Here is a 15,131-nt window from a genome sequence, read left to right on the forward strand (position 1 = left end):
TCTGAGTGCCAGTTTACCGCGGGATTACCTTTTTCGTCCCCTCATCAGCACTTTCCACCGAGTTATTCCAAACCCGACTGCGTCACAAAATCAATGAGCTCTTCAACCCGACCCAAAAGTGCCGGTTCAAGATCCTTATAGTTACGAACGGTCGATAAGATCCGCTTCCAGCCATGAGCAATATCCGCCTGGTTTGCGTGAGGCCACCCCAAGTATTCCAAGGTTCCGTGCTTAATATCGGTCCCTTTGGGAACATCCGGCCATGCCTGGAGCCCCAGGCGCTGCGGCTTCACAGCTTGCCAAATATCAACGAAGGGGTGCCCGACCACCAACACCGCGTCTTTCCAACGGATAGATACGGCCTCGGCAATGCGCGATTCCTTGGAGCCCGGGACCAGGTGATCAACCAGGACTCCAGCGCGGACGGTTTTTGTGGGTCCAAAAACTTCAAGAATTTCCTCTAAGTGATCCACGCCTTCTAGAAGCTGCACGGCAACGCCAACATCGGCTAGGTCCTCGCCCCACACGTGCTGGATCAGTTCCGCATCGTGACGGCCTTCAACCCAGATGCGCGATTGCCTGGCAACCCGAGCCACTCGCTTCTCGGGGGCGATCGACCCCGAATTCGTCAGCGCGCGGCCACCCGGAGTGGTGAGCGTAGGAGCTTTTGGAGCAGGAGCAGCCTTCGGAGGGAGCGCGATAATCGGCTTGCCCTCCAACCAAAACCCGCCTCCTAGGGGGAAAGAACGCTTCCGGCCTCGACGGTCTTCAAGCTCAACCAGGTGCACTCCCCCGGATTTTTCAACGCGAGTGACCGCGCCAACCCATCCGCTGGAAATGTCCTCAAGCACCATGCCGTACTCGACGGGTACCTCCACCGAGCGCGGTCGCCGAGCGCCCGGCCCATCGCGGTGCGGGTCGAATTCAAAGATATTTGTCCCGTACATATCTGAAGTCACCGCACAACACTATGAGCGCGAGCGCCCCTGACACGCTTCAACACTCGGATTCGGAGAAGTTGTGCGACTCCTAACTCAGTAGCCGCACAGACTCAGTAACCCAAGAGGCAGCGGGTCACGTAATCCGCCAATAGACGTCCCTGAAGGGTCACGATCGCGCGGCCTTGGGCGGCGGGTGCTGCCTCGATCAGCCCTTCCGAGGCCAAAGTCGGGAGAGCTTGGAGGAATGTGTCGCGCTCGGCTCCAGCGTGAGGCGCTTCCACACCTTCACTGGTGCGCACTGCGAGCAAAACACGTTCCATCTCTCGCGTTTGCGCATCAAGAATTTCACCTGCCTGTGCGGGGGAAAGCCCCTGGGTAACGCGCTGCGCATAGGCGGAGGGATGCTTGACATTCCACCAGCGATAGCGACCGACATGAGAGTGCGCTCCGGGTCCGAACCCCCACCAATCCCAGTCACGCCAATAGGCAAGGTTGTGTCTCGAGGCATGACGAAGCTGAGTCGATAGGCACCCTTCTTCTCCCGATTCCCGCCGGGCAAAATTAGAGATCTCATACCAGGCGTATCCGGCTTCGCCCAGCAGGCGATCGGCAATTTCATATTTCGAGGCCTCATCGTCAGGGTCTGGCATGGGGAGCTCTCCGCGGGCTACCTGCATTCCCATCTTGGTTCCCTCTTCGATGACCAGCGCGTAAGCACTGATGTGATTCGGTTCCATCGCGATGGCCTCGCGAAGAGAAACCTCCCAATCCTGCAGACTTTCACCCGGAGCACCGTAAATGAGATCAACAGAGACATCTAAACCTAGCTGACGAGCAGCTATAACAAGTCCGGGAAGTCTTGTTGGGTCATGACGGCGGTCCAGCGTGCGCAAAACCGCGGGGACAGCAGATTGCATACCAAATGACACGCGGGTAAACCCAGCCTTATGCAGACGTTCAAGAACGGCCTCGTCAAGGCTTTCGGGATTGGCTTCCACCGTGACTTCTGCACCGGGAACAATCCCAAAGTTCTGGCGAATGCCGTCAAGTAGACGGGCGAGCGCGGCGGGGTCAAGAAGGGTGGGTGTTCCTCCGCCGAAGAAAATGCTCGAGGCCGGGCGTGCAGGCATCTGAGCATCGCTGAGAATTTGCGCAGCTAGGCTCATTTCCGCGAGCGCGCTGGAGTCGTAGCTCACGCGGTCTGCACCGGGACCAAAACCCACCGTGTAGGTGTTGAAGTCACAATATCCACAGCGCACCTGACAAAAAGGGACATGGACGTAGATCGACAATGGGCGATGAGCGCTCGCTTCTGCGAGCTGCGGAAGAAGTACGCCGCGTGGATCCCAGGGCTGACCGTCTGGCTGTGCTGGACTCATCGCGAGTGCGGCCTGGAGGTCGAGCGGGCAACAACTTGAGAAATCACAACCAGGCTTCCTGTCAGTATCGTCAATACGATGAAGGGCCAAAACCAGCTCGCTGTCAGATCGAACATGCGCCCAATAGCCCACGGCCCCAACGCACCAAGACCATAACCAAGGCTTTGGACGAGCGCCGAAAGCGTTCGCGTCTGCGCCGTAGTGGTCGTGCGTTCAATAACCAGCGTAAAGGTAATTGAGAAGAATGCACCTTGACCCAGTCCCCCGCACGCGCTCCACACAACCCACAAGGAGGGAAACAGGAGCATCCCAAGGGGCATGAGAAACCATGCACAAGAGACTATCCCCAGGATTGTCGACGTTTGGCCACGGATCAGTCGCTGAAGGGCCATCATTGTCAGAGGCGCGATGACTCCAATGACGTGGTAGATCGAGGCGGCAAATCCGGCATCGGTACTGTTCATCTGCAGCATTTCTGCCAAGATTCGCGGCAACCATGCAGCAACACCGAAATAGCAGAAAGTATTGATTGCGAAAGCACACGCCATGAGCCAAGCGATCGGCCAGCGATAGATTTCCGAGGCCGTGGCCGCTCCGCTGGTGACGAGCCCATCGTCTGAGCGAAGCTTCCAACCTGCCTTGCGTGCCAGAAACGGCCGGATTCCCGGGTGTTTGAAGGGGTAGACGATCAAGCAGGCCACTAGGGCAAGTAGAGCTGGACCGACTCCCCATATTCCAGCAGCACCTTGCCAACCAACATAGGCAACTAGGGGAAAGGTAAAAGCCGTCGAGGCCGCGATCATCACATCGATCATCGTGGAGTAAATGGCAGTCATGATCCCCGCGCGGTGGCGAAAGTCCCTGCTGATCAGCATGGTGATCACAAGATTCCCCGCCGTTGTTCCAAGGCCAATCAGGAAAGTCCCCAGAAAAAGGGTTGAGCTGTATCCCAGAGAGCGCACGATCGCACCGACGATGACGATCACCAATCCAAGTGACACAGCGTGGTTAAGACCAACACGGCGAAGGACAATCGAGGTCAGCGGGGTGAAGAACCCGAAGCAGAAGACCGGGATAGAAGTGACCAAGCCGGCCTCGGCGGCAGAAAGTCCCAGTTCTTTTTGAACAACGTCAATAATCGGAGGCAGCGCGGTGATGCCTCCTCGCAACGATCCGGCAAGAAGGATGAAAGCGCTGAGAATGATGAGGATCCACACGAACCTACGCTGGAAAAATCGCGCGTAAGCACCCTGTTTCACGGCAAGCTCTTTCTTCGTTGTGACCACACACCCATCAGCAATGTTTTCACAGTTCGCGGTGGAAATCACCTAGCGTACAAATTCCCCCCGGGCAGCGGGTACAACTCGAAAAGAATATGACCGTGCCCGCTTCCTCTTACGGGGAAGCGGGCACACGTTGCGGACCGAGGCGGGGGATTCTCGGTTCATCGAGGAAGCCCCGCCCCGCGCGTTCTCGAGAGAACGCATCTCCACTCTTCGCAGATCCGCCTATCGCGAAGAGGAAGCCGGCGTTTCACGCAAGGTGAAAGCTCAATGCATCAGACAGCATATAAAACTTTGTCAACCACGTGAAATATTGACACCCAGAATGTCACGTGAATCTCTTTGTGACACGGGAGAAAAGGATGGTGAGCATGCAACAATTTGGGGTCCGATCGCCATCATTTCCGAGGCACGCGAACTCCAACGACATCATGAGCCCTGCGCCCCGCGTCAATACCTCGGGTTTCAAAATGGGTGACGACTCGCCCCTCATATCGGGGAGCAAATCCACCGCGCTGGGGTTGAGGATCTTCTGGATCAGGCCTTTGCCCCACGTGAGGATTCTCAAAGAGCGGGCAGGCTTCGATGACATCACGCATTTGCCAGGCGTAGTCATCCCAGTCGGTCGCAAGACGCCACACTCCCCCATCGCGGAGCACTCGGGCAACTTGGAGCGCGAAGGCATCGCTAACGAGGCGGCGCTTGCGGTGGCGCGCTTTCCTCCACGGGTCAGGGAAGAAGGTCCAGACCTCGTCAAGGCAGGCATCCCCCAGCATGATCGGGAGCGCCTGCGCAACATCGGCCTCGAGAACTCGAATATTGTCGACGCCGGCTTCTACAGCCTTTGAAACTAACTTCGCAATCCCAGGAACCCACACTTCAAGCGCAAGATAATCACGATCGGGATGAGCAGCAGCCGCAGCGACGATCTGTTCGCCCGTTCCCGATCCGATCTCCAAAGTCAGCGGAGCGCTACGACCAAATAGTTCAACGGGGTCCAGTCGAAAATCCTCGGCAACGGTCGTGTAGCCAATGCCTCGGCGGGGCTCAATGACGTAGCGTTCGGCGTGAGCATCCCACGTCCGCGCAAGGTTTGGAGGAAGCTCACGACTGCGCCGAGTGAAGGATTTGGTCCGGCTCATGAAGACGGTCCCCTCGGGTGCGCCTCCCGGCCGACGACCATTGCGCGTGTTGACGCCAGCAGACTGAGCGATATCTGCAGCCTGTGCTGCCGCCCCGCCCGCGGCCTCGTTATCCTCTGCCACGATCATTTCTTTCCGGTGGGCACGTCAGAGGTCAGCGCAGCGATGAAGGCCTCTTGGGGCACGTCCACGCGCCCGATCGACTTCATACGTTTCTTGCCTTCCTTCTGCTTCTCCAGCAGCTTGCGCTTACGAGTGATATCGCCGCCGTAGCACTTGGCAAGCATGTCCTTGCGAAGAGCCTTGATGTTTTCACGGGCAATAACGCGTGCGCCCACCGCAGCTTGGACGGGGATTTCGAACTGTTGACGTGGGATCAGTTCCTTCAAGCGCTTCGTCATTCGCAGACCATAGGCATAGGCCTGATCCTTGTGGACAATAGCGCTGAAGGCATCCACGCGGTCACCGTTGAGCAGAATATCGACCTTGACCAGGTCGGCAACCTGCTCGCCGCTCTCGTGGTAGTCCAGCGAGGCATAGCCGCGAGTGCGCGACTTCAGGTGATCGAAGAAATCGAAGACGATCTCTGCGAGAGGCAGCTGATAGTGCAGCTCAACGCGATCCTCAGAGAGGTAGTCCATTCCTCGCATGGTTCCACGGCGATCTTGGCACAGTTCCATAATCGTGCCCGTGAATTCAGTCGGAGTCAGGATCGTTGCATTAACAACTGGCTCACGGACCTCAGAGATCTTCCCCTCGGGGAATTCTGAGGGGTTATCGACCTGAATTTCGGTCCCATCTTCAGCAACGACCTTGTAGACAACGTTCGGAGCCGTGGCAATCAGGTCCAGCTTGAATTCACGCTCTAAGCGTTCGCGGACAATTTCGAGGTGGAGAAGCCCCAGGAAACCGCATCGGAAACCAAAGCCCAGTGCCGCACTGGATTCGGGTTCGAAGGTGAGCGCTGCATCATTGAGCTGAAGGCGCTCAAGTGCGTCACGCAGGTCCGGGAAATCCGAACCATCGACCGGGTAAATGCCCGAGAAGACCATGGGTCGCGGATCGCGGTAACCGGCCAGCGGTTCCTCGGCACCGCGAACTGCGGAAGTCATAGTGTCACCAACACGGGATTGACGAACGTCTTTCACGCCGGTGATGAGGTAGCCGACTTCACCTGCACCAATCCCTTGCGAGGGGGTTGGTTCTGGCGAAATAACACCAATCTCAAGAAGCTCGTGGGTCGCGCCCGTCGACATCATTCGGACGCGCTCGCGGGTGGAGAGCATGCCATCGACAACTCGGACGTAAGTAACAACGCCTCGATAGGTGTCGTAAACAGAGTCGAAAATCATCGCTCGGGTCGGGGCGTCGGGGTTACCCGAAGGCGAGGGAATCTGGCGCACGATCTCATCAAGAAGGGCGGGAACGCCTTCGCCAGTTTTGCCTGAAACTCGCAGAACTTCATCGGGCTCGACGCCAATGAGCTGACCAATTTCTTGGGCGTACTTTTCGGGCTGAGCTCCGGGAAGGTCAATCTTGTTCAGCACGGGGATGATCGTGAGGTCATTTTCCATTGCCAGGTAGAGGTTTGCCAGAGTCTGGGCCTCAATACCCTGTGCGGCATCAACAAGGAGGACTGCTCCTTCACATGCGGCCAAGGACCGCGAGACCTCGTAGGTAAAGTCGACGTGTCCGGGGGTATCGATCATATTCAGGGCGAAAGGCTCACCTTCGAAGGCCCAGGGCATACGCACTGCCTGGCTTTTGATAGTGATGCCGCGTTCGCGCTCAATATCCATGCGATCCAAGTACTGATCGCGCATATCTCGACTGGCGACCACACCGGTGAGTTGGAGCATGCGGTCAGCCAGAGTGGACTTGCCGTGATCGATGTGAGCGATGATGCAGAAATTACGGATACGTTCCTGCGGAGTGGCCGCGGGTTGGATCTGCGCGAGCTGCTCAGGAGTAGGAATCGGGGACAAGCAAGACCTCCGGAAGGGTTGTGACGTCTGGTCTATCGTCCCATTAGTAAGCACCGGGGTGCCAATTCCACGCCGATAGGGTGTGCGTTCTCACCATTTATCGGGCTTTTATAGGGATATCGGAGGTCGTTCTGCGCTTCTATTTCTGCTAAAGTTGTCCTTCGGACTCCCAGCCTGGTCGGGCAGGGGGTCTGGTTAGAGTCGTTTGCGGGTGTCCCCATGCCCCAGTCCCGACACTGACACAGCCCTCACCGACCTGTACGAACGAAAGACCAAGGAGTAATCCGACTGTGGCGAACATTAAGTCTCAGATCAAGCGGATCCGCACCAACGAGAAGCGCCGTCAGCGCAACCTGGCAGTCAAGTCTGAACTGAAGACCCTGGTGCGCAAGACTCGCGAAGCCGTCGAGGCTGGCGACAAGGAAGCAGCTATTGAAGCTCTGCGCGTCGCATCGCGTAAGCTCGACAAGGCCGTCTCGAAGGGCGTTATTCACCGCAACCAGGCCGCGAACCGCAAGTCCAAGCTTGCCCGTCGCGTCCAGTCGCTCGGCTGATTTAATCGCTTGATGTGGTCCTTGCAGGAAACTGCAGGGGCCACATTTTTATGTGCCAAGGGTGAGTATCTTTATCTACCAAAGCTAAGGAGCCAAAGATGACCGCTATTCCTTCACCCACTACTCAGCGCCACGCCGCAGGGCCACACCAAGACTGGCCTCGTTTACCAAAGGACGCCGAGCGCTACCTAGACTCCCCTACTGCGGGCACTCTTCCCGCAGATATCCCGGGAGGCAGGCACCCAATCGTGGACGCGCTCGAACTTCACCCGGTAAACGGAACGCGCGCGACTGATCCGGTCCCCAACGGCTTCGAGGTTCTCTACCTTGCCGCAGGTTGCTTCTGGGGTGTTGAACGTATCTTCTGGCGCCAGAAGGGCGTGTGGGCAACGGCTGTGGGCTACATGGGCGGCGGAAATGCAAACCCCACCTACCGAGAGGTGTGTACAGGACGCACGGGCCACGCTGAGACCGTTGCTGTTGTCTACGACCCTTCCGTAACCGGCGAAGGCGGAGCGAGCCTGATCAAAACCTTCTTCGAGAACCACGATTCCACTCGCCCCAACCGTCATGGGAACGACGTGGGCACTCAGTACCGCAGCGCGATTTGGGTGACGACGCCGAGGCAGGCTGAGGTGGCATCGCTTCTGCGCGGTGCGTGGGTGGCTGAGTTGGAACGCGCGGTGCCGGGGGCCCGCTGCTATACAACGATTGGCGAGGCCGGGGCCTGCTTTGCCCAGTCAGGTGGCCCTTTCTATCTGGCCGAGGACTACCACCAGGCCTACTTAGAAAAGAATCCCGATGGCTATTGCAATCACGGGCCAAATGGCGTGAGCTGCCCCGTGGGCATCCTCAATATGCCCGCGCAAGTAAACATCGAACCACCGAGGTAGAGATTCATGCGCTGTGCAGTGTGCTGCGGATATTTTGGGCTTGAGAGAGCCGCGATGTCCGATGCCACATTTCTCAGTCTCTATTGAGAGCAGCCCCAATACTGGAACAAATAATTCGGGGGAGGCAATTTCTGCCTCCCCCGAATTGCGTTTAACAGCTAGCGACTCATGCCTCTTCAGGCGTAATGGTCACGCCCTCAACGTCCATTTCGTCCAAGCTGACTGTACGGTCCTTCTTCACCAGGTGGTAGCCCAACCAGATGAGTAAGAAAATCGGAAGGCCGATGTACGAGGAGGCAACCTGCAGGAGCTGACCACGGAAGACGGCCTCGTAATTCTGGCCCAGCAGAACGATCAAGCACATGGTGAAGGCCAAGATCGGACCGAAGGGGAAGAAGGGCGCCTTGTAGGGAAGCTCGTCAAGGGAGCGCCCCTGCTTGACATATGCCCTGCGGAAACGCCAGTGGCATGCCGCAATACCCAGCCAGACGATGAATCCGGAGAGGCCTGAAACGTTGAGCAACCACGTGTAAGCGGTGTCTTCACTCACCAGTGCCGCAACGAATCCCAGTGCACCAACAGCCGAGGTCGCGAGCATTGCGTAGATCGGCACACCATGGCTTGTGACCTTTCCAAAGAAGCGAGGAGCCTGGCCGCTCAGTGCCATCGAGTGAAGCATACGAGTGGATGCGTAGAGTCCAGAGTTTCCTGCGGAGAGAATCGCGGTCAAAATGACGGCGTTCATGACGGCTGCCGCGGCAGCAACACCCATACGCTCAAAGACCAAGGTAAAGGGCGAGTATGCAATATCCGAGGCAGAATCGCGCAGCAGGTTCGGATCGGTGAAAGGAATCAGAGTGCCGATGATGGCGATCGCACCGATGTAGAAGAACATGATGCGCCAGAACACGGTCTTGATTGCGCGAGGCACATCGCGGCGAGGATTAGACGATTCGCCTGCTGCAACACCGACAAGTTCGGTTCCTTGGAAGGAGAAGCCTGCAATCATGAAGACTGAGATGATGGCCAAGAATCCACCGTGGAAGGGAGCATCGCCGGTCGTCCAGTTCTGCACTCCCGGAGAGTCGTTGAAGATTCCGAAGATCATCAGGGTGCCAGAAATCAGGAAGATGACGACGGTGATGACCTTGATCAGGGCGAACCAGAATTCTGCCTCGCCATAGACACGGGCACTCAAGGCATTAAGAACAGTCAGTAAGACAAGGAAGGAAATCGCCCAAACCCACGAGGGAACATCTGGCAACCAGTAAGACATCACCAATCCCGATGCCACAAGTTCAGCTGCGACGGTAATCGCCCAGTTGAACCAGTAGTTCCAGCCCATTGCAAAACCGAATGAAGGGCTAACGAAACGCGTGGCGTAGGTCTGGAAAGATCCTGCGACGGGCATGTGTGCGCTCATCTCACCAAGAGACTGCATGAGCAGAAGGACCATGAGGCCAATAACGGCGTAGGCAGCCAAAGCACCGCCGGGGCCAGCCGTTGAGATTGTTGCGCCTGAGGCGACGAAGAGGCCGGTACCGATCGCGCCACCGATCGCGATCATCTGCATGTGGCGTGCCGATAAACCACGCTTAAGTTCCGTGCGCTGGGGCTTGTCCTTGGACTGGACCTGCTGGTCAGTCTCAAGGTTCACTTCCATTGCACTGGGGTTCGGCGTTTCCATGCCGCACGCTCCTTTGGTTTATCGGTCCGCGGCCGGACGCCGCCGACTCTGGTTCCATTAGTGTGACATCCAATGACCTATCTTTTCCAATTTGTTTACCTTTTGGACGCGATTGTGAGGGAATTAATATCCATGTTACTTCGCCAACATATTCAACCAGAAACCCTAAGAATGGCAGTATCCTTGAGAAAAATAGACATATCCCCCAACCGTATGATTGGAATAATTATGAGGCGAAACCTTCCGAAGATGTTATGGGTATGCAGCCTGTCTCTTTCAGCACTCTGCATTGGCAGTGCAAGTTACGCAACCCCTACCCTCAGCATCGACGAAAGCTACGACTTCAGCACGCCTTCGCACATGAGTTACACAGCATCTATCACCGATGCGTCAGGGACAACCCTCACGGAAGACACGTGCAGCAAGCTCCAGCTCGGTGGAGATACCCCCATTTTTATGTCCAACGGATCAGCTCATACATGCAGGATTTCAGCAGATTATGAGGGATCAACGCTCTCACAGTTCCTGACCGTCACCGAGAAAGGTTTTTCTTTCACATCCCAAACGTCAATAATCTTGGCGGGAATCACCGACGGTGCTAATACAAGCGGCGATAGCCCAACAGTCAACATCAACGTCCAATTCCCCGAGGGATACGTACCAACATCCGCCGATACTTCAGGAGAAGTTGATCCAGCCAAGCGAGCAGTGCATTGGACCAATGCACCTTCCATAGTCAGTGCCACTGGAGAGGTCGACTCTACACAACAAGCGGCTCCTTCGGCATCGACCAATGATGATCAGTCTTCTTCCCAAGGCGAAAGCCGAGGGGTACCAGCGAAGTACATTGCTATTGGAGTCTCCTTCCTTGCGTCGATCATCGTTTTGACCACCAGACTACGCAGGGGAAAGGATTGTCGACCTGCCCAGCACCAACAGCGCTAGCTAGGGGCTTTTCCCATTTCAAGTACTCTCACGTCGATACAAAACTGGATCATCTGGCGCCGGTTCTGTATTCTGTCTTCGCTTTAAACATCACATATAGAGGGGGCGATTTATGAAGCGCCGTATTTTTGGATCTCTTGGAGCTATCGCAATCACCGGGGCGTTGGCCTTGTCTGCTGGTACTGCCAGCGCTGATTCCACCATCACTCTTGAAGAGGAGTACAACTTCTCTTCTGCAACAAAGATGACCTACACCTTAAGGATGAGCGATTCTTCGGGCACCGTGGTCACGAAGGAGGCGTGTGAGAAGGCGCAATCATCTGGTGCAAATACAGTTTTTAAGCAGGTGAATTCCAGCACTACCTGCGCAATCTTCCAAGACGCTCCTTCTGACGAAGTCGCAAAAATCCTGAAGGTCAGCGACGATACTTTCACTTTCGAATCACAGAGTCGCTCTGTTTTAACCGGTCTCGGTTCCCGCATGGGCATTGAAAACATGAAGGTGATCGCGACATTCCCCAAGGGATACAGGATCGAGTCTGCAGTTGTTCCAGACGGTGGTGACACGCAGATTGCCCCAACCGGCGATTCGGTTACCTGGATCAATGTGTCAACGGATGTACATACCGAAGGCAAGATCTATTCATCTTCGCCATCCTCGACAAAGTGGATCCTCCTGCTGATCCTTGGAGTTGTTGTTATTGGCGGCATTGGTGCGTTCGTTGTCGTGAGCAACCGCAAGAAGAAAGCCCAGCCGCAAACCGGCCAATTCCCGCTCCCACCCCTCGGAGGCCAGTACCCCGCACCGACCGGACAGCCCCAGTCAGGTGTTTCCCCCTCGCAGGATCAATACCCGCAGGCTCCGCAGCAACCTGAGCAGGGCCAAGTTCCTGAACAAGGAGAGCAGCCAGGTCAGTACCCCCAAGCCTGAGCAATACTCGTGATACATACGGTGGGTGGCGCACTATATACGCGCCACCCACCACACTTTTGCACTCAATTCAGCTTCTTTAAAGCCTTTCGTTATTCAAACGATACTCAATTCGTCACAGCCCTTAATTACTGCTTATCCTGTGAACAAGCTTCCCTCTAGGCAAAGGAACTCTCATGAAGCGACGCACGATCGGGGCAGCAGGCACCCTGGCACTCACAGCCAGCCTCGTGTTGGCAACAGGACCAGCTTTCGCTGACGAACCACCTCTCGGCGTGGACGAGACCTACGATTTCGCCTCTGCAACTCAGTTGAGCTACATCCAGCATTACAGGGACAGCTCAAAAACTTTGATTACAGAGCAAACATGCAGCTACATTTCAAGCACTAACTCGGACCTCAAAACCAAGTTCCACACAGAAGGCTCAGTGAACGTCTGTGATGTAATCACCGAGGTTAAGGATACTGATATCGATGAGTTCTTGGAGGTCTCTGGAAACAACTTCACCTTCACTTCCGAGTCTGATGGCGTGTTGAAGTCCCTGTCTAAAGAGTTCCCCAACGGCAAATTTGACAGCATTGGGAAGGTGACTGCGAAGTTCGCTGGAGGCTTGGTTCCCAGTTCCGCTGATAATGGTGGCACGATCGATAAGTCGACGGGCACAGTTACTTGGTCCAATGTCAAGATTAATGTCAAGGTGAAGGGCAGTACGGACGGTAAGGCAGCTGCTTCTTCCACAGCGAAGAGCGGTTCAACAAGCAGTGCCTCAGCTGACTCCGACTCCGCCAGCGCAGCATCCTCAACGCCTGATTCCACCTCGTCTTCCTCCTCTTCTGGTTCGAAGTGGATCCTCCTGCTGGTCCTGGCAGTCATCGTCATCGGTGGCATCGGTGCATTCGTTGTCATGAGCAACCGCAAGAAGGCCCAGCCCCAAGGCGGCCAATACCCACAGGGCCAGTACCCCGTCCAGCCCATGGGCGGCCAATACCCGCAACAGGGTCAGTACCTCGCACCCGGACAGTACCCGCAGGCACCTCAGCCCGGCCAGTACCCGGCACCCACAGGACAGCCCCAGCCCGGTCAATACCCCGAGCAGGGACAGTACCCGCAGGCGACTCAGTACCCGCAGGCACCTCAGCAGCCGGGGCAGTACCCTGAGCAAGGCCAGCAGCCGGGACAATACCCACAAGCCTGAGCGGTTTTAGGCCAATAATTGAAATGGGTGGTGTGTAGAGCTTGCACACCACCCATTCACATTCGCAGCTTTCTTCAAACCACGGCATTTTCAGAATTTAAATGTCATCCAATTCGTCTGTATTCACAAATGCATTTATTCTGTTGAATACATTCCCTCTGAACAAAGGAGCTCCCATGAAACGACGCTCAATTGGAGCTATCGCCATTCTTGCCATTGCAAGCTCTGTTGCGTTGGCAGCAGACCCTGCTTTCGCAGACCCAGAGATCGCCGTGGAAGAAATCTACGATTTCTCTTCTCCAACGGAAGCCAGCTACACACTGAGCACTATCGATGTCAACGGAGTTCGCATCACCAAGGAGAATTGCGATAAGGCTCGACGAGGAACTGTGACTCCTACCTTCCGCACTGAAGGTTCATCGACGATCTGCGACGTGACCCAGAAGATTTCAGGTAGCAACGTTAAAGAACTTCTCACAACTTCGGGGAGCAAATTTACTTTCACGTCCCAAAGTGACGATGCATTCAAGAAACTATCAAAGACCATGGCGATCGATAAGATCCAAAAAGTAACTGCGAAGTTCGCGGGCGGCTTGGTTCCGACCTCTGCTGACAATGGTGGCACCATCGATAAAGCTGCAGGTACGGTCACGTGGACCGACGTGACGACTTCGCTCAAGGTCGAAGGCAGCACAAACGGCAAGGCAGCTGCTTCTTCATCAGCGAGCTCAACAGCGAAGAGTAGCTCAACAGCGAAGAGCAGTTCGACAAGCAGCGCCTCAGCAGACTCCGACTCCACCAGCAAAGCATCCTCGACACCTGACTCCACCTCTTCTTCCTCTTCCTCCGGCTCGAGGTGGATCCTCCTGCTGGTCCTGGCAGTCATCGTCATCGGTGGTATTGGCGCATTCGTTGTCATGAGCAACCGCAAGAAGGCCCAGCCCCAAAACGGCCAATACCCCGTCCAGCCCATGGGCGGCCAATACCCGCAACAGGGTCAGTACCCCGCACCCGGCCAGTACCCGGCACCCACAGGACAGCCCCAGCCCGGTCAATACCCCGAGCAGGGACAGTACCCGCAGGCGACTCAGTACCCGCAGGCACCTCAGCAGCCGGGGCAGTACCCTGAGCAAGGCCAGCAGCCGGGACAATACCCACAAGCCTGAGCGGTTTTAGGCCAATAATTGAAATGGGTGGTGTACAGAGCTTGCACACCACCCATTCACATTCGCGGCGATCTTCAGGCCACGACATTTTCAGAATTTAAACGTCATCGAATTCGTCTGTATTCACAAATGCATTTATTCTGTTGAATACATACCCTCTAAACAAAGGAACTCCCATGAAACGACGCTCAATTGGAGCTATCGGCATCCTTGCCATTGCAAGCTCTTTTGCGTTGGCAGCAGGCCCTGCTTTCGCTGACGAACCGCGTCTCGGCTTGGACGAGACCTACGATTTCACCTCTGCAACTCAGTTGAGCTACATCCAGCATTATAGGGACAGCTCAAAAACTTTGCTGACAGAGCAAACATGCAACGTAATTTCAACCAATAACCCAGAGCTCAGCACCAAGTTCCATACAGAAGGCTCAGTTAACGTCTGTGACGTGATCAGCCAGGCCAACGACACTGATATCAATGAGTTCTTGGAGGTCTCTGGAAACAACTTCACCTTCACTTCCGAGTCTGATGTCGTGTTGAAGCTCCTGCCTGAAATGTTCCCCGGCTACAACTTTGACAGCATTGGGAAGGTGACTGCGAAGTTTGCTGGCGGCTTGGTTCCCAGTTCTGCCGATAATGGCGGTACGATCGACAAGTCAACGGGTACGGTCACGTGGTCGAACGTCAAGACCGCTGTCAAGGTCGAAGGCAGCACGAACGGCAAGGCAGCTGCTTCTTCCACAGCGAAGAGCAGTTCGACAAGCAGCGCCTCAGCAGACTCCGACTCCACCAGCAAAGCATCCTCGACACCTGACTCCACCTCGTCTTCCTCCTCTTCCGGCTCGAGGTGGATCTTCCTGCTGGTCCTGGCAGTCATCGTCATCGGTGGCATTGGCGCATTCGTTGTCATGAGCAACCGCAAGAAGGCCCAGACCCAAGGCGGCCAATACCCACAGGGCCAGTTCCCCGGCCAGCCCATGGGCGGCCAGTACCCCGCACCCGGACAGTACCCGCAGGCACCTCAGCAGCCTC

At 56.0% G+C, this 15,131-nt stretch carries 13 protein-coding genes; 7 read left to right on the top strand and 6 right to left on the bottom strand.

Annotated features, from left to right (window positions below; genetic code table 11):
* Positions 1-62: 62 nt before the first annotated feature.
* From QZR18_RS04405 to lepA, 5 genes are all read right to left on the bottom strand, one after another.
* A complete protein-coding gene (locus QZR18_RS04405; protein WP_178705715.1) occupies positions 63-947 on the bottom strand; it encodes a DUF3097 family protein in 885 nt (294 codons plus the stop codon).
* 104 nt (positions 948-1,051) lie between these two features.
* The gene (hemW, locus tag QZR18_RS04410; RefSeq protein ID WP_178705588.1) at positions 1,052-2,320 is read right to left on the bottom strand and encodes a radical SAM family heme chaperone HemW; all 1,269 of its coding nucleotides are present in this window, start codon (positions 2,318-2,320) and stop codon (positions 1,052-1,054) included.
* Positions 2,317-3,579 carry a CynX/NimT family MFS transporter gene (locus QZR18_RS04415; protein WP_178705585.1) on the bottom strand — a complete coding sequence of 421 codons (1,263 nt, stop codon included), beginning with the start codon at positions 3,577-3,579 and terminating at the stop codon, positions 2,317-2,319. The genes hemW and QZR18_RS04415 overlap by 4 nt, the downstream gene beginning before the upstream one ends.
* Positions 3,580-4,001: 422 nt before the next feature.
* A complete protein-coding gene (trmB, locus tag QZR18_RS04420) occupies positions 4,002-4,745 on the bottom strand; it encodes a tRNA (guanosine(46)-N7)-methyltransferase TrmB (protein ID WP_295910459.1) in 744 nt (247 codons plus the stop codon).
* A 125-nt stretch (positions 4,746-4,870) separates the two neighbouring features.
* Positions 4,871-6,730, bottom strand: a complete 1,860-nt coding sequence (gene lepA / locus QZR18_RS04425) for a translation elongation factor 4 (RefSeq protein WP_178705579.1) — start codon at positions 6,728-6,730, stop codon at positions 4,871-4,873.
* A 290-nt stretch (positions 6,731-7,020) separates the two neighbouring features.
* Between lepA and rpsT the strand changes: the two genes are divergently transcribed.
* A complete protein-coding gene (gene rpsT / locus QZR18_RS04430; protein WP_009408961.1) occupies positions 7,021-7,284 on the top strand; it encodes a 30S ribosomal protein S20 in 264 nt (87 codons plus the stop codon).
* Positions 7,285-7,382: 98 nt separating this feature from the next.
* On the top strand, positions 7,383-8,177 hold the full coding sequence (msrA, locus tag QZR18_RS04435) for a peptide-methionine (S)-S-oxide reductase MsrA (RefSeq protein WP_178705576.1): 795 nt from the start codon (positions 7,383-7,385) through the stop codon (positions 8,175-8,177).
* 166 nt (positions 8,178-8,343) lie between these two features.
* Here msrA and QZR18_RS04440 read toward each other — a convergent pair whose 3' ends face one another.
* Positions 8,344-9,864: an amino acid permease gene (locus QZR18_RS04440; RefSeq protein WP_178705573.1), complete on the bottom strand. Its 1,521-nt coding sequence runs from the start codon at positions 9,862-9,864 to the stop codon at positions 8,344-8,346.
* 360 nt (positions 9,865-10,224) lie between these two features.
* Between QZR18_RS04440 and QZR18_RS04445 the strand changes: the two genes are divergently transcribed.
* The 5 genes from QZR18_RS04445 to QZR18_RS04465 all read left to right on the top strand — a co-directional run.
* The gene (locus QZR18_RS04445; RefSeq protein ID WP_295910451.1) at positions 10,225-10,809 is read left to right on the top strand and encodes a hypothetical protein; all 585 of its coding nucleotides are present in this window, start codon (positions 10,225-10,227) and stop codon (positions 10,807-10,809) included.
* Positions 10,810-10,921: 112 nt separating this feature from the next.
* Entirely contained in the window at positions 10,922-11,740 is an 819-nt protein-coding gene (locus QZR18_RS04450; RefSeq protein ID WP_178705568.1) for a hypothetical protein, read from the top strand.
* Between the two features lie 176 nt (positions 11,741-11,916).
* Positions 11,917-12,936 (top strand): hypothetical protein, encoded by a 1,020-nt coding sequence (locus tag QZR18_RS04455; RefSeq protein ID WP_295910453.1) that lies wholly within the window; start codon positions 11,917-11,919, stop codon positions 12,934-12,936.
* 176 nt (positions 12,937-13,112) lie between these two features.
* Positions 13,113-14,102, top strand: coding sequence for a hypothetical protein (locus QZR18_RS04460; protein WP_178705562.1), 990 nt, complete (start codon positions 13,113-13,115; stop codon positions 14,100-14,102).
* Between the two features lie 176 nt (positions 14,103-14,278).
* The coding region (locus tag QZR18_RS04465) for a hypothetical protein (RefSeq protein ID WP_295910454.1) at positions 14,279-15,131 on the top strand (853 nt) is incomplete at its 3' end.

It is taken from the genome of uncultured Actinomyces sp., assembly GCA_900541895.1.
GTDB lineage: Bacteria > Actinomycetota > Actinomycetes > Actinomycetales > Actinomycetaceae > Pauljensenia.